This window comes from Nostoc sp., from assembly GCF_054880495.1.
The window spans coordinates 1-19,171 of record NZ_JBTYKD010000017.1; the positions used below are offsets into that span (position 1 = coordinate 1).

The window sequence follows — 19,171 nt, forward strand, 5'->3', positions numbered from 1 at the left end:
ATCACCTTGTACCTAAATATAATTTTTAGCGATGGCTACGCCCGCCGCAGGCATCGCACTTTTTTTGAGTCGCCTAACAAAATCGCATTGCTCCCGATCGCACCTTGTGTTTTGTTTATTGATGAGGTCGAAAAAGCACTTTCAGGTCAGGGCGATACAAGCGGTGTTTCTCAACGCATCCTCGGTACTTTGCTTACGTTCATGAGTGAGTGTACTGCTGGGGTATTTATTGTAGCGACTTGCAATGACCCATCAGCATTACCAAGTGAGTTTAAGCGCAAAGGTAGGTTTGATGAGGCTTTCTTTGTTGACTTGCCCACAGAACCAGAACGAATCCAGATTCTAGGGATTCATCTACAACGCTTTGGCATTCATCTGGAATCGGAGTATTTGGAGGCGATCGCAGCTTCCACCGCGAAGTTTTCAGGGGCAGAACTCGAAACCCTCGCTTCGGAAGCTGCTTTGCTGGCATTTGATGAGGGTAGACCGCAGCAGGTAACGCTTGCTGATCTCGAAACCTGCCGCCAAACCATAACCCCACTTGCCATTCAGGACGCTGCGGCAGTTGAGCGTATGCAGGCTTGGGCATCCACTGCACGACGGGCTAGTAGTCCTGTAGTTGCAGCGAAAACTCAATCCTTGCGTGCTGCTAAGTTTCGGAATATGAATTGATGGAAAGCGATTGTCCCCTGATTTATGGGGGCGATCGCCTGCTGCATAGAATTCAAGTGAGGTCAAAATGTTTGAAAATAGTCTGCATTGTGAGTTGTTTATTGTAGTTCAAAGTACTGAAGAGGAAGGTTACTACTTTCTTAACGATAATTTATTTTTACCTGATTTGGATGATGCCCAGCAATTTACAAAAGAAGAGGCAGACAGGCAAGCAGAGTACTGGAATTTATATTGGCAGCATTCGGGACACCCTGCTGAATTAACAATAGTCGATGTTTTTGTCGCTACTCCTGAACAGATAGAGCAGATATATCGAGAGAGGGAAAAACGCTGGCAATTAACAGTGGAAGAGTATAACAGCCAAAGCGACAATATTGATTAACATTCCTTCTCTATAGTCCCCCCTAGTTACCAGTTTGGCTTTGTTCCAGCCATTAAAAGAACACTACACCTTGCTTTGATGGGGCAATGCCCAGAAGTTAGTGAATTGACAGGGTAAGAAACATGGAAATCTATTTAGTTTTTGTTGACGCAATTCAGAACAGCAATAAATTCTGGGCGGCCATTGTCGAAGATGGTAATTTAACAGTGCAGTGGGGCAGAGTCGGTTATCAAGCGCAAACAAAAGTCCACACATTAGCCAATCATCAAAGAGCCGTCGCTAAATTTCATAATCTGGTAGCAGAAAAGAAAGGCAAAGGCTACAGCGAAAGTCAGCCACAGATGGATGGTGAGCGTAGTATTCCAGATATTAGACGAGCGATACAACTGCTGAATACTATACGTCCGGCTGTTGCTCTCCAGAATTTTGGTGATAGCTACATATCTGCTCTTAATGAATATCTGAAAATTGTGACAACACCTTTAGGGATGCAAATTGACTACCACAGAGTTTACCGCACAGTAGCAGATATCGACTATCAGCGAGAGTTACTCAACTCACTGTTAACTACCTCTGCGCCACAAGTTGCTGCGGTGGCTATTGCTACTCCACAAAGTACTGTAGAACCCAAGGTAGTCAGTCTCAAGACTATTAGTAAGAATTTCTGGCGACATTTGTAATTTTAAAGGCCCGGATGTAAGCTTTTGATAAAAATAGGAGCAAAAAGAATGTCTAATACAGTAATACTACATTACGATTATTCATGTGAAGAGGACGAAGAATTAAGTTGGTTGTGGATAGCAGAAATGAAAGAGCCAGGACTACCTGAACCTTATTGCTATTCCCTGCTTTTTAGCGGCGAAGGAACTCATGCAGCAGCGCTAATTAGAAATTTTCAGCCTTTATCTGGAGATGAAGCACAAGAGTATGCCAAGCAATTAGCTTTTGGCTAAATAAAAAATAGAAATTTAAAATCAAAAAAACGGTAGATTTTTAATTAACCTACCGTTTTTTATGTATGTTGAATGATCTACTCAAAAGTCAAGTGATATTTTTCCTTGCTTTCTTGTCTTGGTGAATTTTAAGTATTTATTTCTCCACAGGTGTTAATTTTAAGGGATACAATGGCTCCGAGCCATTTAATTGCCAAATTCTAAATACCAATACAGCAGCGACAGTTAACCATACACAAGAAAATGATAAAGTCATTCCCGCTACAGGATTAGTTTGCCAATAAATGACCGTCACCACTACAGCAGATAACCAAGGGCCTAAAATAACTACAGGGACAGCAGCACCTAATCTCCGTTCTACAGTAAAAATCGTATTCCAAGTATCCCCTAAAGCTAGATGTACCACAAATAAAATTAAAGGTAGCACTAAAAATTGATGATTCATCTGCTGCCAAACCAATACAGAAGAAATTACCCGCAAAGCGGCGATTATCATCCAAACTATGGGAAATACTAAAGGTGGAGGAGACCATCTTGGTCTGATTACCTGATCATAAGTCTGACGAGAACGAGTATTATCTAAAAGAGAAAAAATTCGGGAACGGATACTTAATATAGCAAAAAATAATCCAGCCAATAAAGTGCTAGACCAACTAGGAAAAGAAGAATTATTATCAATCAACATTACTAATTTTCCCATGACCAGCAACACTAGAATCATGGCTACGATTTGTAAAATAGTCCCTAGTGTATAAACTAAAACCGCTCTGATATCTAGTTCTAGTGTCGTAGCTATTGATGTATTTGGATACCGTTGTTGATTTCCAGTTTTTACCCCCATCACTGTATTGACAAACTTTTCAAGTATTCCTGGATTATTGGATTCATTCATAATTAAGAGATTGTGCGTAGTTTGTAATTATTAGTAATCAGTCATCATATGATAGTCTAACGGTTAAAAATAATGTTTTTTCAAAGCGTAAATAAAATAAAAATAAATGGCGGCGAAAAGGTGAATTCACGAGAGACTGTTAGGCTTACTAAGTGGCTTTGCAAAAGAATGATTTGCAAATTTTCCCAAATGCCATTTTAATTAGTGCATTACAAGAACAGTGGAAACCAAAGGTATAGCGTGATGAGTACCTGGAACTGCCAACGTTAGAGTCATCTGGGCAAAGATGGTGGAATGCCGCAGTTTCTCAGTGGGGGTATGATGTACGTAATCGGCTGGCTGGTTGCTAAATTATCTGTGAGGTTCAATCAAAAAGTATGCTTATCGTGTCGGATCGTCGCTGACTTGAACAATTAGCTTGCCGAAGTTTTTCCCTTGTAGTAAGCCGATGAAGGCGTGCGGGGCGTTTTCCAGTTTCTGTACAACATCTTCCTTGTACTTGAGCTTACCTTCTTGCAACCACCCAGAAACATCTTTGACAAACTCTGCCTGCCGATGTTGGTAATCACCCACAAGAAATCCTTTGATTAACGCCCGTTTAACCAACAGCGGCATTAAATTAGGACCAGGAGGAGAATTTTCGGCATTATACTGTGAGATTAAACCAACCAATGGGATTCTTGCTCCTTGATTAATCTGCTGCAACACCGCTTCTAAAATAAGGCCAGCTGTATTGTCAAAGTAAACATCCACCCCGTTCGGACAAGCGGCTTTTAGGGCTGAACTCAGTTCTTGAGTTTTACGGTTAATACAGGCATCAAACCCTAATTCTTTCGTCACATAATTGCATTTTGCATCACTCCCAGCGACTCCTACCACCCGACAGCCTTTGATTTTGGCAATTTGACCTACTACAGAACCGACTGCACCAGAGGCGGCAGAAACAACAACCGTTTCGCCAGTTTTGGGTTGCCCAACATCAAGCAGAGCAAAATATGCCGTCATTCCGGGCATTCCCGTTACGCCCAACGCATAGGAAATGCGAGCTTGATTGGGGTCAAGCTGACGCAAAGTTTCGCCTTTCGATATGCCATAGGCTTGCCAGCCGTCATAACCAAGCACAAAATCTCCGGTTGAGAATTGGGGATGCTTAGATTTCATCACTTGGCTAACTGTGCCACCGACCATCACAGACCCCACCTCTACTGGAGCAGCATAAGACTCGCCATCGCTCATACGACCGCGCATATAAGGATCAAGGGACAGGTAGATCGTCCGATTCAGGACTTCACCTGACCCTGGTTCTTTCATTGCTGTTTCGACAAGGGCAAAGTCGCTCTCTTTCGGTTCTCCAAGCGGACGGCTTTTGAGTAAGATTTGTTGGTTAATTGAACTAGTCATTGGTTGTGCCTGCTTATTTACTCATTTTTTCTATCAAAACTACAAGTCGTCTTGAAAGCACCCTTATTACAGTAGCTTGTCTAATGTAATGGGCAGATCGCGAATCCGTTTGCCTGTAGCCTGATAGACCGCGTTGGCGATCGCAGCTGCGGCTCCAATCGTGCCAATTTCACCAATACCCTTGGTGCCAATCGGGTTGAGATGCAAAGCTTCTTCCTCGACAAAAAAGGCATCAATGGGGGGAATATCGGCATTCACCGGATGAAGCGGTTAAGTTATTCAAATTCTAGGTGGACAAAGTTTTGCGACGCCGAATAGCCCATCGTAGACATCGCTACTCGTCCCCACATCAACACGAAGCACGCTAAATGCTAAATTTTATTTAGCCACCCAGCAGGAGTTTTCTTTTTCTTATGTGGTTCTGGTCTGCCGATTCAGTAGAACAAGAATTATTTGATTTGTATGCCCCAGCCCTGCGATCACTCGGCGTAAATTTCAGTGACGAGCAACTCCAAGACACTCTAGAAGCATCCAGCTATTGTTTAGAAGATGCTTTCAGGAGCGCAATCGTTTATATACTCTGGCTCGAAGAAAACCTGAAGCCGATCTACCCGACTGCGATACTAATCGAGTCACTGGCAAATCAATGGCGCACCAAGTACTGGAAGCCGCAGCATTTAGAACTTGAACAGTTGCTTTCACCCGGAAAGCGCTGGTGGAGGGCAGCAGTGGATAAGTGGGGTTACGACGAGCGTAATCAACTGGTTGCAGATATATTTGACGACCACGGGCAGGAATTTATTAAGTTCCGAAATGGGAAAGAAATTCTAGTTGACACTGCTTATAAGTGGGGATGGGAGCGAGTCGCAGATTACGCGTCCCCGTTTTCAGAAAGTAATTGGTCGCTTGGCAGTATCAATGCAAGGGAATCTTGATCTATATCTTCTGCATTATCCGGTCGCGCATCTGACCTTGCAACTATCGCCTCATGTGACCATTTTTCAGGATTTAGCACGGGCGTGGCGAGACTTTTCTCTTCATCACCCCTGTACAATTGCATAAAAATATGCAGCCACAGTTTCAACAATAGAAGTGATGGTCAGTGACAGGTATTAAAGCTAGATTTGGATTTTCTAAGTTGTCGAAAGCTATTAAAATCAGGTTTTCTCTGATTCGCTTGACAAGTTACTTATACATAAGCTAATTAAAGAGGGAGATACCATTTGTTCCAACTTAATGGTTAAAGCAAATGAAGCAGTCACAAAACTGGTGTAAAAATAAGTATGAATTCACAGAGAATTGGTAGTGCCAAAATTCAGGCGACCTCACCAAAGCCTTCTATTGATCTAGTTACCCTCGTAGAATTATTGGCTAAATCTGTTCCCCCTAAAGAGAATAGAACAAATATAACGGATCTGCATCCTGACTACAAACAAGCGTTTGATTTAGATACTCAAAACCAACGATTGCGGCTTTGTAGTTCAGCAATATTACGTAGATTATTTGGGCTACGAGATTTTAAAGAAGCCTTTAACCCTGATGAAGGGGGCGGATTTATTCAAGAGTTGGAATTATCAGGATTTGGAACTAAGTCTCTCGTTGGTGGAAATCTAAAAGAAGGAAGTATAGTGAGGCTATCTGCTGCTGTAGATAAATTAATTGCAGCGATTGACAAGGAAATTGATGCCGCATTACCTGAAGGAAGCTCATTGTCCACTCTGTTATTGGATCAACCGTTACAAAACCTTCAGCAATTAGCAAAAAAAACAGGTAATAATTTTCAAAATCAGCCCCATATAGCTAACCTTGTGCCAATTGCATTTCCTGATGCTGGGACTAATATTAATATTTCAAATAAACCTGTAGCCAAAGTCATTTCTGCTCGTGAACAAATTGATGCAGAAGATTACTTTGAACGTATGTGTAGTGCAGTTAAAGAGTATGTGCAAGATCAGCTAGACTGGAATGAAGATGATATTGAAGCAGCAATTGATAGTTTACGTGCAGAACGAGATAGAGCAGATAGCCAGCTAACTCGATTCCTCAACTTCTTAGATAATGAAGCATTAGCACGGGTAAGGCAAACAATTACCTTACGGATTATGCAAGCTATTGCTCAATATAGTGTTACCAATCATCAGCCCAAACACCAACTTTTAGTAGAATATGTCAATCGGATTACAAATTTATTAGCATCTGCAACAGAAATTGGTTATAGTGCTGACTTCACTACTAATTTTGGTGTTGCTGCTGAATTTGAGCTATCAGAGTATTTTAATAAAGCAACTTTCTACTACTGTCTTCCAGTGTGGCCAGAATGGGAAACTCAAATTTTTGAGGAAAAAACTAGAAATCAGCAAGCTACTAATTACGGAGTAGTTCGGGAAGTGAGTTATCGCTTTCGTATTAATGGTAATAATCCTGAAAAGAATAAATCCTCTTTCTTAGCAAGACTTGACCAAATTGAATCAGAACTGATTTCAGATGATGAAACACTACCCCAACGACCTTGGACAGTATGTCGTCGGTTAGCTGAACTCATTTTTTTAAGAATTGTTATTCCTCATCAAAATGAGGAAAAACTAAGTGCAGAATCTTTACCTAATTTTGTGCAGGAAATTCTCACATACCTAAAAACAGGTGGTAAAACAGCTATTAAACAGGTAATAGAGCAATTAAGAGAACGTGATTCTTCAATGCAAACAATTGCCGCAGGTTTGATTGAAGTACTCCAAACTAAGAGCCAAAAGATTATTGGACAAGTTCAAAAGCAATCTTCCCAACAATTTATTTGTGTAAAACGTAGCATCATAGAATGGTCACGTTTAGAAGGAGCAGAAGCGGGAGTAAGGGATTTACTCAAAAGTTCTCCTCAAACTAGTCGTGAGAATGTGGAATGGTTTAAACATATTGAAATTTGTAATACTCCAGAAACACCTGGACTGTTATTCTCTGTACAAGTAAACACAGATATCTCCGAACACAATTTAATCACCAAAGGTGATATTTATCAAATTCAAGCACAAAGGTCATTAACAAACAAACTGTTACAAGTTATTTGGGTTCCTCGGTCTTTTAATAAACAAGGACAAGAATGGAAGTATGAATTATCTCCTAATGCTGGTCATGCTAAAGGATGGATTCTACCAGCAGCAGTCATAATTGATTATGATATTCAACTTTTAACTCGTCGCTCCAAGCAAAAAGATGGTGAAAAAAATAAACAGTATCATGCAGCAGCTATCGCTGGTTTCACGGTATTGGTGTACTGCTGTTTATGGCGGATTATTGATAAGTTAAAACAAGGGTCTAATAACGACTTTACTACCTTAATGTTACGACTCCAAGAGCAAGGTAAAGACCTTGATGAAACCAGTGGTGATAATTACGTTTATGCAGCAGCCCAAACTTTAGAAGCAATATTAGCTGAAGATACTAATATTAGGATGCAAGGAGTTATTCTCGAAAATTTGGTTAAACAAACTGCAAACACCAAATGGATAAAACAAAGTATTTTTGATGCTTTATTGAGTGCTTTTCCTTTGTATATTAGTACACCAGTAACACCAGAAGTACCAAAGATTGGGTTAATCTCTTATGCAACTCGTCCTTGTAATGATACTGTTTCATTAAATGAACAAGAAAAAGGTTATCTATTTTTCACTCAAAGTTATACTGCTACTGCTATAGTTAATCCTTTTTCTGGTTATGAAATTAAGGCAGAAAGAATACAGTCTGATATAGTTGATTCTCCTGAACAATTGAGAAAACAACGCTTAGTACAGGAAGAAATTCGTTATCTCAAAAATCAAGGCTGTCAACATATTATTCTACTTTCTCATGCTTATCGTAGTCGCAGGTTGAACCGCACAGCAGATTATAATTCTGGTTTAATACCAAAAGAATTTTTGGAAGATGTTTTTCAAACTTTTCCTGATTTAAATATTTATACTATGCTGCGGGATGTATTTCCAGCAACAAGATTACAAAAGCGTGGCAAAGGTGAAGCTGCATTTGAAATTTTACATGCAGCAGATCATACTAATTTTTTGCACTCTGTAGAAACTGTTCGGGTACGAGATGTCATTCCTGTGTATACTTTCGCCACCCTGTTTGCAGTGCAAGAACAGCAACGACCACAGTCTGGTTTTTGTGTTTATTTCTTAGTGTCTGACCAACGAGTAAATGATATTACTTGGACAGAACGTGCAAGGCAGCATCTTATCGATGCTGAACAAAATTCTCATGTTAATCCTTGCTTAATTTCTATGTTGCGAGGGTTACATTTTATTGAAGCAGAACGAGGTGTAAAACAAGGACAACTCATTCCAGTTTTAGATCCCTTTCGTTGGATATCGCCCAGTACTGTTGAGGCTGCGGGAGAAGTGGAAGTATTGCATTCTCGACGCAAAGGAAAAGTGTATCTCAGCTATCCAGCTTTACTGACTCATATTTCTCAAGTTTTACACCGCAGGAAGTAAACAAATATTTGAGGGAATAAACACTAATGCAACTATCAATTTTAGAACAGGCATCTGTATGGGGTCAGGTGTTTGAGCTTGCTGTCAAACGTGGAGTTTTACAAAATTTGATTTATCAAAGGTTACTCAGTAGTGACCAAGATCAGGGTTTGAAGCCTTGGCAAGAGGTAAAAAACGCAGATATCTATAGTCAATTGGTAAAATCTTTGAAATTGACAGATCCAAATGCTAAAGAATGGGTTAGCACAATGGTACGTCATTTACTGGTATTGGGCTATGGATTAGGCTGGACAGCAGTGCGAGAATGCTTAAAAAATATACCAGTGAAACAGCCAACTCTGACAGCGATTTGGTGTCCGTTGGTGCTTCCGGGACAGCAGATACAACGTGAGACTGAACGAGAAAAAACAGCACAAGAATTTCAGGAAGCTTTCCATCTTTCAGGACGGACAGATTTAGGATTAGTCAACACAGGACAACCAGCAAGGGCAGATTTTTTACTTTGGTTATCCAGTGGAAAGAATACACCGCAAAAAATCGAGCATTTCCTACTATGCTTGGAATTTTCCTATAATGCACCTATAAAATTAGCAGACTTTAGTACAGAAACTGCTCATCTAGAGGAAATGAGTCGTTATGCCCGTTATATTGATTCACGGGGTGTATTCTCTAGAGTTTGCGCGGAGGTGGAAGGTGGAGAATTTTTATTTTCGTCAAATTTAAAAAATCATCTATCTGCTTTTAGTGGTTCAGACAAACCTTTGTTTAAGTTATGTCAAGCCTCGTCTTATACTGAGCGTCTGATCCATTTGTTAAAAAAGCAGGGACAATTAAATGGTGGTTGTAGTGCTAGAGCGATCGCAATTACCTCAAATGGATGTGAAAGTATTGCCGCCCATTTTTTAGACGAATCAGAACAAAATCCTAGAGCAAAGTTGATGGCATCTTTGGGTGAGGCATATCGTAACATACGCAAATTAGATAACCAACCCGATGCACTCTTAACAGAAATTCGTGTAGCTTTTAATAAGTTGGTACGATCCCTTCCCCCAGATTTTGAGCGGCAGGTCAAGCAACTCAAACACGAACCTGATTTAGAAACGTCATTGCACTACAAATTTACAGAACAGATAACAGAATTTTACAATCCTATGCAGGAATTTTCCCAACAGGAAGCACTCGCTAACATTGAAATGACAGAATCACTGTACAAATTTTTTGGTGATAATCCTCAAGTTCATTTTCAGTCAGTCTTCCAGCACCTAGCAAAACAACTTCCCCTGCGAACAATCCACCAATATGCAGTTATTACTGGATTAAAATCTGCCCAGACTGGAAGGTTGAATATTATTGCTTTAGAAGGAAATCCTGGAATTGGTAAAACTACTGCTGTAATTAAGTTTCTGAAAGCTGAATCAGAAGGTTTCGCATTTTTATATCTCAGTCCACGAGTGGTAATTAATCGGGACGTTACTGCCAAATTTGCTAAAAAAGACGGAAATCCAAGTGGTATTTTAACCATTACTACTAATGCTAATTTAATTAGTTCAGTATCTAAGTGGTATGAAAAACAAGTATTGGAAAAAGGTGAAACACAGCGATGTGTAGATAGCGCAGTAGTTGTAGATGGTATTACTGAATTGAAGCACCCCGATGGTAGTACCATCTTCCTCACACCTGAGCAGGAACACGAAATTGATTGCAATATAGTTACTACTAACCGTTTTAAACGTTCTCGCAATGAGAGAGAAGACAGCGTACAATCTATACATCGTCCTGGTGTATTACGTACTCTAACTGGTTCAGCCCGTAAATTGCTAAAAGAAAACCCTCAAGTAAATCGGTTAGTAATGACTGCGGCTATTCAAGGTTATCGCCATCTCGACCAAACAACTACAATTGATGCTTTAGGAAATATATTTGCTAAAAAAGCTAATACCAAACCAGGACAACAAGAACGCCGTGACTTTAGCACAAAAATTCCTACTGTCATTGCAATGGTTGATGAGTTGGCTGGTGATGGGACAGGAGCGATATTTGTTAATGAACTAGCAAAATGGTTACAACAACAGTTCATCGAACCTTTTGAAGGTACTAAATCACCATTTAAAGTAATTCTGATTATTGCGGATGCCTCTTTAAGTAATGAAATAGTCCTTAATAGTTATCTCAACTCTGGAAATTCTGCTCCTGATAAAGTATTAATTAGTCCAACTCAAGGGGAAGCAGCGTTTCGCGTTACTGGTACTGATATCAAAATAGGGCTTAAAAAACACCCAGTATTACATATTATGACTAATAGCTATCCAGCTTCTCAACTTAATATTGAATACAGTATTCACCTTGCACCCATAGCACCTAAACAGATAAAAGTTGACTTACAACAAGGAATTCGTCAAGCAATACGAGAACAATTAGAAGATAAATTATTAAATAATGCCTATAAAGAAATTAAAAGAGGGATAAAAAAAGGCGCAGAACAATTAATATTTTTTGCACAGGATAAAGCATTCTTGCGTCAATTAAAGCATAAATTGATAGAGGGTAAAGATGCTCTTTATCAAAATCATGAAGTAGAAATTTTAGATCAAAGTGTACCTCCTAATAAACTTTTGTAGATTATTCTACTTTAGAGGCTTTTGTCAAAGCGGTGTCTAGAAGTTCAAGCCGTCTTCTACCATCTCTAGAAAATGTAAATTTAGTAATTCCTGATTCTTTAACTTGTCTTGGGCCTTTCTGGATAGAAGATTGGTCTAACCGCCATACAGAGGAAAAATTTAGTTTTGAAGGCTGGCGTAAAAATATTCAACAATATAGTCAACAGCTTTTAGGATTATTGGCAATAATTTATCAAGATAAGAATGGCAAATATCCACCTAAACTCAAACGCCCAGCTAAGGGATTACACCAAATTCTAATTCGAGAGAAAGAAGAATCTCTTTGGGAATATTCAACGCTACAAAGTTTGAAAACACAGAATATTGTTGCTAGCGTCCCGCTTGATTATCCTCATTTTTGGCGCGAAGAGTTGGAAGACGATACTCGAAAACAACTGATAGAAGACCCAGCTACATGGCAAATTACTTTAGGAAGGAGTTTAACACCGAAAGGTTTGGTTATGCCTGTCGTTCCACAATATGAAACATTCCCTTGGGCAGCTGTAGCTGGTCGAAGGGTTTTTAGCCAATTGGAAACTCTTTTTAGTGACCGCTATTTTCTCGCCTCTAGCGAATTAAATTTACTCAATAGCATTTTGTTAGTAGATGTGTTGGATGATAATGTTAGTTAATGATGTGTTATGCAGTAGATGGATAATCTTATGAGCTACTACATTTAGATAGTAGCAGTGTAATTGATCACAGTACTGTAGATGTGTTTAAAAAGTTGCTATAGAGTGATTGCTACCTCTCCCAATCCACCAACACCCCATCAACACAAGCAATTCCCCACTGCGGAAACTTCGCCAGTAGTCTCTTGATCACAATCTGCAATGCCGGATCATTCTGCCAGCATTCCTGCAAAAATTCAAACCCCGGATTCTGCCCCGAATTCGCTGCAACTTTGAGTTTTTGCATACGCTCCGGTCGTGCATTTGCCCTTGCAACAATAGCCTCATGCGACCATTTTTCAGGATTTGGCACAGGCGCGGCGGAACCTTCGCCTTCATGATCCGCTTTCATTTCTCCACCTGAAACTGAATTTTCAACTAACAACGAAGTGGGATTACTTTGTTCTACCTGCCCCTGAGTTTGATTAGCGATCGCAGAATTTAAAGATTTTTCAATTTGGGCAGGCGGCGCGGCGGAACCAGTACCTTCATGAGAGATTGTCGGCTCAACACTACAATCCTGGTTTTTAGCTGACAACGAAGTAGATTGACTCGGTACAGCATCCACAAGCGTTAGCGATGTGCAGTCTGTTACAGCAGGTAACTCTTCCTCCTTCTCTGACACGCTTTGAACAAACAGAGGCGATGCGCCCCCCAAGGGCGCGATCGCCGCCTCCTCACAGTGCGAAATAACGGGTTGCGTGTCAGAGTTACACCTCACGAACTCTTTTGTAGAGTTCGTGAGGTGTTCCTGAGCAGTTCGTGAGACTTGATGGAATGCTTGCTCTGACTGGGTTTGAGTCCGAGTACTCGCTTTATTTGAGGCGGTATTCGCTTGAATTGAAATGTTATCCGCTTTATTTGAGGCGGTATTCGCTTTATTTTTTTCAATCTGCCAAAAATCCTTAACTCGCGCACCGTGCAGATTTTTCACTTCCCATACTGATGTTCTGCCATCACTGCCAATGCTAATACGACGAAACACAAATAAACTGGCTGCTTCCAAAACTCTTCTACCCAATCTAAAAGCCGAGTCACTCAAATTAGTCACCAATTTCATCCAACGTGAGCCATAAGGGTCAGCTAGCCAACACTGCTGCCAAAATCTCAGCACAGATGATTTTTGATTAACTGCCCAAGTGGTGTCCTTTGACGGGATGATCATGTGAGGATGATTGAATTTTGAGCCAGTGGACTGTTTAGATTTAGTAGTCATTCTACAATCTCCTATTTATATTGACACACGGAAATTTCCCCCACTGTGATTGCGGGGCTTGGTACTTGTATTTAGTTGTCTAAAAAATTACCAATACACTGAAAACCTATTGAGGTTGCTAGAATCGCAACTCATTCAAGAAATACTTACTTGTTTTGTTACCTTCATCCTTTCAGTGATCCCAAGCAACCAGCACCTCGCCCTCGCCCAAATCCTCCACGACTTCACCCCTGGCGTTATATAGGGTGTAGTAGGGGTCAGCATAAGCAACGATAGAACCGACTTGAATCACGGGAGGTTGAGAAGCAATTTCTAGGGTAGCGATTAATTCTGTTTCCTCCGTGGTAAGTTCCGCCCAATAGTCCTGTTTAATCACCTCGTACTCTTGCGCCACTGCCCAATAGTCCTGCCAAGTAGACCCCGGCTTTACAAGCACTGCCCTAATGTCACTAACCGCCTGTGGCAACATTGACAATTGCTCGGCTCGATATGCGATCGCAGATGGTGTCGGCTCACTCCCCAGAATTATCGCCGCAGCTTCCAACGCTTGGGTATTGTTCATTGCGCTGGCGAGATTCTTCAATGCCATGCCCATCAGCCGCAAGCATTCCTGGGCATTTTCCTTGGGGGGTTCCTGGGCTAGCGATCGCAAATCAATTGTCTTTTCTAACGCCTGTTTCACCTGCTTGTTCAACGCTTTGGTTGCCTGTTGGCTCATAGTATTTCCCCATTCTTGAGAAGGGCGCTGTTGAACCGCGTTTTCCAAATCCTGAATGCGCTGCCTAAGCTGTTGATTCTCAATCTCCAGTTTTCGTAACCCTTCCATCTCATCCAATCGCTGCTGTAACTGGATGTTTTGCTCCCTTTGTTGCTTGTAAAGGTTTTGCAAGGATGAGATTTGCTCACTTACTTGTTCTTCGGCTCTGGCTGTGGCTTCTGACTGTAGCCCAATTCTCAATTCCTGCTGTAAGCGCTCTAACTCAAGCTTATGTTGTTCTTCAATACCAGCGATCGCTTCGGTATATTCTGGTGGATAGTTCCGCCCTCTGGAAAATGGGACACTAGCGGCATCTAAATCAGCATTGTTGATCAACAACCTCTCACCATCAGCAAAGGTGACAATCTGCTGATAGTTATTCGGTGCGTCTGCCTCAATGGTTCCTTCTTTTCCATACCTTGGGTGTGACTGTTGTGAAACTGTGACAATGGCCTTTTGAGGAACCACTGGTTCTTGAATTTTGGGAACCATTGGTTCCTGAATAGATTGCCTTTTGCGTGGAAGTTGAGGAACCACTTTTTTGGCGGCAGCAGCAAAGTCTGATTCGCCAGGGGAGGGGTTTTCTTCCAAAGCGATGGCTACAGCTTGTTTTAGTTTCTCTGGTTCCTTGACTAAACGAAGTAAAGGACGAGCCTGACGCTCATTCTTGATGTGTCCGCCCAATTCACCAACTGCGTCTATGACCTTTTTGGCTCCTAGCAGTTGGTTGATTCGTCGGTATCCACCCCAGGCGTATAACTCACGCTGGCAGTATTCTTCAAAGTTTTTATAGCCAGCTTGCAGGTAAAGCTGCTGTTCCCTCATCTGAAGGATTTCATCTACCGCTTGCCATTCAAATCGGTCGATGGCGGTAAAGGTTTCCTGAATGCTGCTGTTGACAACACTATAATCAAGTGCCGTTGTTTGTTCTCTGTCTAGTGTCAGCATATCTCTTGCCCACTATGTATGGTAAATGCCTAAAAGTTGGGGTGTTGCAGTTTAACCAAAGTGAACCGAGGAGATACTGAAGGGTGTTTGCCCAAAAATGTGTCAGCATTGTAATAAGCTCACTTTGTGATCAACGGATTGAGCAGGCGATCGCATAGCTTTGGTCGGCGGGCGGTCGCTTTTAGCTTTTACGCTGCAAATAATAGATCAACTTCTGCACTTTCGCCCAGAATTTTCCTTCTATTCGTTAAAGTCTCTGTTTCTGCTTGAGAATTGAGCGTGACACTTTTTTCTATCTTTAATCTTTTGGGTGGCTCACCTTCCTCAAGCAAGTCTCCAGGCTTACAATTAAGGGCTTCACAGAATCTTGCTGCTGCATCTAATGTGAGTGATTTAACCTTATTTTGTTCAATTTTTTGGATGAACTGAGGACTATAACCGGTCTTTCTAGCTAGGTCATTCTGAGAAAGACCCGCAGCCTCTCTCAATTTTTTTAATGCGATAAACACAATCATCCTCTCCAAATAATACTCCGATTATAGTGGTACTACTATTGGATGTAAACATATAGGACTTACATCTATTGGTATTAGAGTTGCTTATGTGCAACCAATAGTAGTATTACAAATCTCTATCTAAAAGTAACTACTACCTCATTGACTACTACTAATAGGTGTACTAATATTGTGTACATGAGGGTAAGAAAAACGAACCGTCTACACCCGAAGGCAATCAAGGGTTCGCAAGCCAATTTACCAAACATTCACTCATTCAACTAACCACAAAACCAAGTGCCACCGGGACTAGCAGCCGTCAGCCAAACTTGTAATGCTCAAGCCAACGAAGATGATCTCGATGACCTACCAAGTCTTAAAAAACTGGTTATTTAGTGCCATTCGTCTAGAAATCAAAGATTTTACAGCAAAGCTGAATTCAGTAAAGTGTCCTCTGACGAACACAGCACTTCCTTACACATCCCCTGATGCTGCTGTCTGCTGTCTTGATAATGCTCTTAGCAACTAGCTTTGATGGCTACGCCAAATCTTTGTGAGAGCATTGTGCAAAACCACAACGTTGTTTGCACACATAACAAAAGCGATCGCTCGGTCTGGACAACTTCTGCGATCGCTTTTTATCCAACTGAATGGAGATCAATATTATGACTTACGAAACACTAACACAGCAAGCAATTCCTAGTTCTTCTGTTGATGAGCAAGCCACAGCCCAAGCAGAACTATACAGCCACCTCGAAACCCAAGCCGAAGCTGTAGCCCCCACCCAAGATCCTCTCACCAGCAGAGATCGCCGCATCATTGGCGAGATTATCGAAGTGGAACCCGAATCAGTGCGTACTATCTGGATTGAAGGCGGAATCACAGTATGGGTGCAGTTTGTGGAAGGCGGACGGCTACCCTTCGACCGCAACTGGTTCGCTACAAGAGTGGCGCAAGTAAAAGCGACCCTGCCAGAAACACCGAGAGAACGAAACGAACGATTGAGCGATGAACTGGAAAAAGCCTGCGCTGTTTTTGGTCTGTATCACGGCGAAATCGATTGGTTAGGATTCAGCACCAAACTCTACCAAGACGGGCATTTTGTCGGCTTCGTCGGGTGCAATCAACAAGGCTGGTACGCAAGACCAAGACAGTACGGGGTGAATCGGGTTGCTGGCAGTGCAAAAGATGTGATTGCGTTGTTGGGAGTCCGAACGGCAGTAGCGGCTTAGTTGCTGCAAGTGAGAAAGGCGATTGCACACCAAGAGAAATGTGATCGCCTTCATAACAAATTTAAACAATCGAAATCATCATGGCATATTGCAATATGATTAGCCCATTTCCTCTTCAAGAAGCCCAGTCGGATAATCCTCTAGAGAAAATACTCCTACCTCCAACCGACCCCAATGCAGAGGTCATGGAAATCCCTGGTTACAAACTGGTTTACGTTAATGGAGCTTGCCCCAGAAATTATCGAGTGTATAAAGCTGATTCGATGATTGGGGTGATATTTCAACACCTTACGCACTGGTCTAACGGAGTGGATTCTCTTCGATACGCCGCAGCATTGGATGCAGCAGTTGGACTAGACGACTTCATGAACGTGGCAAAGGTATCAAAAGCGACTACAGAACAAGCGCCCACAGAAGAAGAGTTGTTAGATAAAGAATTCGATTCGCTCACGAGTGAGGATTGGGAGCGTCTGAAAAGGTACGTTCCACAAACGAAACATTTGGTTGCAGCGTAAGGAAACGGGTGGGCAGGACAGACCCACCTATGTGGCAAGGAGCAAACCTAAATTTTATCCAAATAGAACAACACAACTCATCGGATAAACCAATGGAACCGATAGAAATACTGAACCAGTTCAATTCGTGCTATCTGAAGATTCAGACGATCGCCCAAAACGAAAACTGGCTTTTGTTGATTGCTGATAAAAAGATTGACCCAGAAGCCGCAACTCACTTGGGCGATGTTCTGCATTACTTGGGTGAGGCAATGGGTTGTGTCGAAGAAATCGTTGAGATCAAGTTTAATCAGGAGTTAGAACCATGAAACTCTATGCAACCAATATTCCTCAAACTTTGCCAAGTTGGGCGACTGTTATATCAAATAATGCAGGTTTGATTGAGGTTGAAATCAATGATAAAGACCCTGGCTTTCATTCAATGATTGAGGAATTAGCTACTGAAATTCAACCAGGAATTGTTGGTGTGAAAGCTAGCGATTTATGTCAAATACTCAGTATTGAAATGGTTGATACTAACGAAGAAAATTGATAACCAAAATGAAATTCACAACTGTATCTGTTAGCTACTCTAGAAAATTCAATCTCGGCGACTACGAATCACTGGAAATAGGCTGCTCTCTCTGGGCGCAAGTCGAGGATGGGGAAGACGCGGATGGAGTAACACAATTCCTATATCACCAAGCCAAAGCTTCAGTAAAACAAGCGGCAATGCCTGTCTTGAAAGCTTCAGAGTTTCAGATAAATAAAGCTAAGTCTAACAAAAAAGTGTCTGGTGATGTCAATGAAAGTGATTGGTAAAGAGGAGCCGGATAATGCAAGAATTAATCAAAGCTTTAATCAAGGCAAAGACAGAGTTTAACCCCATTCAAAAAGACGGTACTAATCCTCACTACAAGCGTAAATATGCAACCTTAGATGCTGTCTTGGATGCTGTCACTCCCGGACTCAGTAAACATGGATTAGTAATAATTCAAACTACTGAAATATTTGAAGGTAAAACCGTACTACGGACTCATATTTTTCATGAATCTGGGGAAAATATCACCAGCACTTATCCTCTTCCCGAAATTAGTGATTCTCAGAAGTTTGGCGCAGCATTAACTTATGCACGACGATATGCGGTTTGTGCAATTTTATCAGTCACGGCAGATGAAGATAATGATGCTGAAGGCGCAACTACTCCTCAAAAGCCTAAACAACCACAGAATAACATTAGACCCCGCAAAGACAATCAACAGTATAGAGTCCAGCCAACAAAACAAGTTGTAACTGCACCATCAATCAGCCCAAAAGATTTGCGAGTCAAAGAAGTTCGCACACTTTTAAATTATCCGTTGGATTTAGTCAAAGAGTGGCTGCATTCTCGAAATGTGACTAGTCCGAGTGAACTTGATCCTCTTCAGATTGACGAACTAGTAAAAACTATGTGTTTGGCTTGGGCTGGGAATAAGTTTGGACATCCTGATCATGCTGTTAATTCTTATCAGAAACAGGTAATCGATGCTGTATTGCGAGGTGTTTCTGAGATGGAAGCAATTCAAGCATGGATGGAGGGAGCGCTTGCACAATTACCTGAACTCAATTGAAAAGACAAATCATACTTCAAATTAAAAAGGAACTTTAAAAGATGAATCTTTGGTCAAGAATGGATTTAATTGCATTAACAAATGAACGCTTTCTAGGAGACTTTTACGATTTTATTTCTGATTACAGTGGCGGATGGATGATTAAGTTTTTGTACCTGATTAAAGTGAATGTTGCTCTCTAGTTTGGATGGGAGTCGGAGCCGGAATATGACGATTGGCATTGGGGACTGGGGTATTTTGGAGAGGAATACCGACAGGATTGGAATGCACCAATGGGAGCTTGTGATTGGCAGGAAATCTGTACTCCCGTC

The 19,171-nt window shown here is 41.4% G+C and carries 22 protein-coding genes and 1 pseudogene; 17 read left to right on the forward strand and 6 right to left on the reverse strand.

The features are described from left to right. The 4 genes from ACYTXL_RS02025 to ACYTXL_RS02040 all read left to right on the forward strand — a co-directional run. Window positions 1–672: AAA family ATPase (locus tag ACYTXL_RS02025; RefSeq protein ID WP_461923267.1), on the forward strand; the 672-nt coding region annotated here is incomplete at its 5' end. Window positions 673–739: 67 nt separating this feature from the next. After that, a complete protein-coding gene (locus ACYTXL_RS02030) occupies window positions 740–1,054 on the forward strand; it encodes a hypothetical protein (RefSeq protein ID WP_292792471.1) in 315 nt (104 codons plus the stop codon). A gap of 122 nt (window positions 1,055–1,176) precedes the next feature. After that, window positions 1,177–1,734, forward strand: a complete 558-nt coding sequence (locus ACYTXL_RS02035) for a WGR domain-containing protein (protein WP_461923268.1) — start codon at window positions 1,177–1,179, stop codon at window positions 1,732–1,734. Window positions 1,735–1,782: 48 nt separating this feature from the next. After that, complete coding sequence (locus tag ACYTXL_RS02040; protein ID WP_461923269.1) at window positions 1,783–2,007, forward strand: hypothetical protein; 225 nt, start codon at window positions 1,783–1,785, stop codon at window positions 2,005–2,007. Between the two features lie 136 nt (window positions 2,008–2,143). Here ACYTXL_RS02040 and ACYTXL_RS02045 read toward each other — a convergent pair whose 3' ends face one another. The 3 genes and pseudogenes from ACYTXL_RS02045 to ACYTXL_RS02055 all read right to left on the reverse strand — a co-directional run. Continuing rightward, the gene (locus ACYTXL_RS02045) at window positions 2,144–2,899 is read right to left on the reverse strand and encodes a TspO/MBR family protein (protein ID WP_335168159.1); all 756 of its coding nucleotides are present in this window, start codon (window positions 2,897–2,899) and stop codon (window positions 2,144–2,146) included. 381 nt (window positions 2,900–3,280) lie between these two features. Beyond that, window positions 3,281–4,300: an NADP-dependent oxidoreductase gene (locus tag ACYTXL_RS02050; protein ID WP_461923270.1), complete on the reverse strand. Its 1,020-nt coding sequence runs from the start codon at window positions 4,298–4,300 to the stop codon at window positions 3,281–3,283. 66 nt (window positions 4,301–4,366) lie between these two features. Continuing rightward, window positions 4,367–4,561 (reverse strand): annotated as a pseudogene (locus ACYTXL_RS02055) (hypothetical protein); the annotation flags it as partial. Window positions 4,562–4,713: 152 nt separating this feature from the next. Between ACYTXL_RS02055 and ACYTXL_RS02060 the strand changes: the two are divergent. The 4 genes from ACYTXL_RS02060 to ACYTXL_RS02075 all read left to right on the forward strand — a co-directional run bounded on the left by ACYTXL_RS02060 (window position 4,714) and on the right by ACYTXL_RS02075 (window position 12,070). After that, window positions 4,714–5,235 (forward strand): hypothetical protein, encoded by a 522-nt coding sequence (locus ACYTXL_RS02060; RefSeq protein ID WP_461923271.1) that lies wholly within the window; start codon window positions 4,714–4,716, stop codon window positions 5,233–5,235. Window positions 5,236–5,583: 348 nt separating this feature from the next. Beyond that, window positions 5,584–8,781, forward strand: a complete 3,198-nt coding sequence (locus ACYTXL_RS02065; protein ID WP_461923272.1) for a hypothetical protein — start codon at window positions 5,584–5,586, stop codon at window positions 8,779–8,781. A gap of 26 nt (window positions 8,782–8,807) precedes the next feature. Beyond that, window positions 8,808–11,399, forward strand: a complete 2,592-nt coding sequence (locus ACYTXL_RS02070) for a hypothetical protein (RefSeq protein WP_461923273.1) — start codon at window positions 8,808–8,810, stop codon at window positions 11,397–11,399. A 32-nt stretch (window positions 11,400–11,431) separates the two neighbouring features. Beyond that, complete coding sequence (locus ACYTXL_RS02075; protein ID WP_461923274.1) at window positions 11,432–12,070, forward strand: hypothetical protein; 639 nt, start codon at window positions 11,432–11,434, stop codon at window positions 12,068–12,070. A 112-nt stretch (window positions 12,071–12,182) separates the two neighbouring features. Here the strand turns inward: ACYTXL_RS02075 and ACYTXL_RS02080 are convergent, their stop codons facing one another. From ACYTXL_RS02080 to ACYTXL_RS02090, 3 genes are all read right to left on the reverse strand, one after another. Continuing rightward, window positions 12,183–13,325, reverse strand: coding sequence for a hypothetical protein (locus ACYTXL_RS02080; RefSeq protein ID WP_461923275.1), 1,143 nt, complete (start codon window positions 13,323–13,325; stop codon window positions 12,183–12,185). 172 nt (window positions 13,326–13,497) lie between these two features. Then, on the reverse strand, window positions 13,498–15,030 hold the full coding sequence (locus ACYTXL_RS02085) for a hypothetical protein (protein WP_461923276.1): 1,533 nt from the start codon (window positions 15,028–15,030) through the stop codon (window positions 13,498–13,500). Between the two features lie 188 nt (window positions 15,031–15,218). Then, complete coding sequence (locus ACYTXL_RS02090; protein ID WP_461923277.1) at window positions 15,219–15,545, reverse strand: helix-turn-helix domain-containing protein; 327 nt, start codon at window positions 15,543–15,545, stop codon at window positions 15,219–15,221. A gap of 340 nt (window positions 15,546–15,885) precedes the next feature. Here ACYTXL_RS02090 and ACYTXL_RS02095 point away from each other — a divergent pair, with 340 nt between their 5' ends. From ACYTXL_RS02095 to ACYTXL_RS02135, 9 genes are all read left to right on the forward strand, one after another. Further along, window positions 15,886–16,053: a hypothetical protein gene (locus tag ACYTXL_RS02095; protein WP_461923278.1), complete on the forward strand. Its 168-nt coding sequence runs from the start codon at window positions 15,886–15,888 to the stop codon at window positions 16,051–16,053. 24 nt (window positions 16,054–16,077) lie between these two features. Then, on the forward strand, window positions 16,078–16,227 hold the full coding sequence (locus tag ACYTXL_RS02100) for a hypothetical protein (protein WP_461923279.1): 150 nt from the start codon (window positions 16,078–16,080) through the stop codon (window positions 16,225–16,227). Continuing rightward, window positions 16,190–16,756: a hypothetical protein gene (locus ACYTXL_RS02105; RefSeq protein WP_461923280.1), complete on the forward strand. Its 567-nt coding sequence runs from the start codon at window positions 16,190–16,192 to the stop codon at window positions 16,754–16,756. The genes ACYTXL_RS02100 and ACYTXL_RS02105 overlap by 38 nt, the downstream gene beginning before the upstream one ends. A gap of 80 nt (window positions 16,757–16,836) precedes the next feature. Continuing rightward, on the forward strand, window positions 16,837–17,271 hold the full coding sequence (locus ACYTXL_RS02110; RefSeq protein WP_461923281.1) for a hypothetical protein: 435 nt from the start codon (window positions 16,837–16,839) through the stop codon (window positions 17,269–17,271). Window positions 17,272–17,300: 29 nt separating this feature from the next. After that, complete coding sequence (locus ACYTXL_RS02115; RefSeq protein WP_461923282.1) at window positions 17,301–17,579, forward strand: hypothetical protein; 279 nt, start codon at window positions 17,301–17,303, stop codon at window positions 17,577–17,579. Further along, complete coding sequence (locus ACYTXL_RS02120; RefSeq protein ID WP_461923283.1) at window positions 17,576–17,803, forward strand: hypothetical protein; 228 nt, start codon at window positions 17,576–17,578, stop codon at window positions 17,801–17,803. The genes ACYTXL_RS02115 and ACYTXL_RS02120 overlap by 4 nt, the downstream gene beginning before the upstream one ends. A gap of 8 nt (window positions 17,804–17,811) precedes the next feature. Further along, a complete protein-coding gene (locus ACYTXL_RS02125; RefSeq protein ID WP_461923284.1) occupies window positions 17,812–18,072 on the forward strand; it encodes a hypothetical protein in 261 nt (86 codons plus the stop codon). A 14-nt stretch (window positions 18,073–18,086) separates the two neighbouring features. Beyond that, entirely contained in the window at window positions 18,087–18,860 is a 774-nt protein-coding gene (locus ACYTXL_RS02130; protein ID WP_461923285.1) for an ERF family protein, read from the forward strand. A 41-nt stretch (window positions 18,861–18,901) separates the two neighbouring features. Then, window positions 18,902–19,042 carry a hypothetical protein gene (locus tag ACYTXL_RS02135; protein WP_461923286.1) on the forward strand — a complete coding sequence of 47 codons (141 nt, stop codon included), beginning with the start codon at window positions 18,902–18,904 and terminating at the stop codon, window positions 19,040–19,042. Window positions 19,043–19,171 lie beyond the last annotated feature (129 nt).

Coding starts and splice junctions, on each gene's coding strand:
- ACYTXL_RS02090 (WP_461923277.1), bottom strand. CDS start 15,545: ATGATTGTGTTTATCGCATTAAAAAAATTGAGAGAGGCTGCGGGTCTT.
- ACYTXL_RS02105 (WP_461923280.1), top strand. CDS start 16,190: ATGACTTACGAAACACTAACACAGCAAGCAATTCCTAGTTCTTCTGTT.
- ACYTXL_RS02045 (WP_335168159.1), bottom strand. CDS start 2,899: ATGAATGAATCCAATAATCCAGGAATACTTGAAAAGTTTGTCAATACA.
- ACYTXL_RS02065 (WP_461923272.1), top strand. CDS start 5,584: ATGAATTCACAGAGAATTGGTAGTGCCAAAATTCAGGCGACCTCACCA.
- ACYTXL_RS02085 (WP_461923276.1), bottom strand. CDS start 15,030: ATGCTGACACTAGACAGAGAACAAACAACGGCACTTGATTATAGTGTT.
- ACYTXL_RS02125 (WP_461923284.1), top strand. CDS start 17,812: ATGAAATTCACAACTGTATCTGTTAGCTACTCTAGAAAATTCAATCTC.
- ACYTXL_RS02040 (WP_461923269.1), top strand. CDS start 1,783: ATGTCTAATACAGTAATACTACATTACGATTATTCATGTGAAGAGGAC.
- ACYTXL_RS02070 (WP_461923273.1), top strand. CDS start 8,808: ATGCAACTATCAATTTTAGAACAGGCATCTGTATGGGGTCAGGTGTTT.
- ACYTXL_RS02080 (WP_461923275.1), bottom strand. CDS start 13,325: ATGACTACTAAATCTAAACAGTCCACTGGCTCAAAATTCAATCATCCT.
- ACYTXL_RS02135 (WP_461923286.1), top strand. CDS start 18,902: ATGAATCTTTGGTCAAGAATGGATTTAATTGCATTAACAAATGAACGC.
- ACYTXL_RS02050 (WP_461923270.1), bottom strand. CDS start 4,300: ATGACTAGTTCAATTAACCAACAAATCTTACTCAAAAGCCGTCCGCTT.
- ACYTXL_RS02095 (WP_461923278.1), top strand. CDS start 15,886: ATGACCTACCAAGTCTTAAAAAACTGGTTATTTAGTGCCATTCGTCTA.
- ACYTXL_RS02035 (WP_461923268.1), top strand. CDS start 1,177: ATGGAAATCTATTTAGTTTTTGTTGACGCAATTCAGAACAGCAATAAA.
- ACYTXL_RS02060 (WP_461923271.1), top strand. CDS start 4,714: ATGTGGTTCTGGTCTGCCGATTCAGTAGAACAAGAATTATTTGATTTG.
- ACYTXL_RS02110 (WP_461923281.1), top strand. CDS start 16,837: ATGGCATATTGCAATATGATTAGCCCATTTCCTCTTCAAGAAGCCCAG.
- ACYTXL_RS02030 (WP_292792471.1), top strand. CDS start 740: ATGTTTGAAAATAGTCTGCATTGTGAGTTGTTTATTGTAGTTCAAAGT.
- ACYTXL_RS02120 (WP_461923283.1), top strand. CDS start 17,576: ATGAAACTCTATGCAACCAATATTCCTCAAACTTTGCCAAGTTGGGCG.
- ACYTXL_RS02130 (WP_461923285.1), top strand. CDS start 18,087: ATGCAAGAATTAATCAAAGCTTTAATCAAGGCAAAGACAGAGTTTAAC.
- ACYTXL_RS02115 (WP_461923282.1), top strand. CDS start 17,301: ATGTGGCAAGGAGCAAACCTAAATTTTATCCAAATAGAACAACACAAC.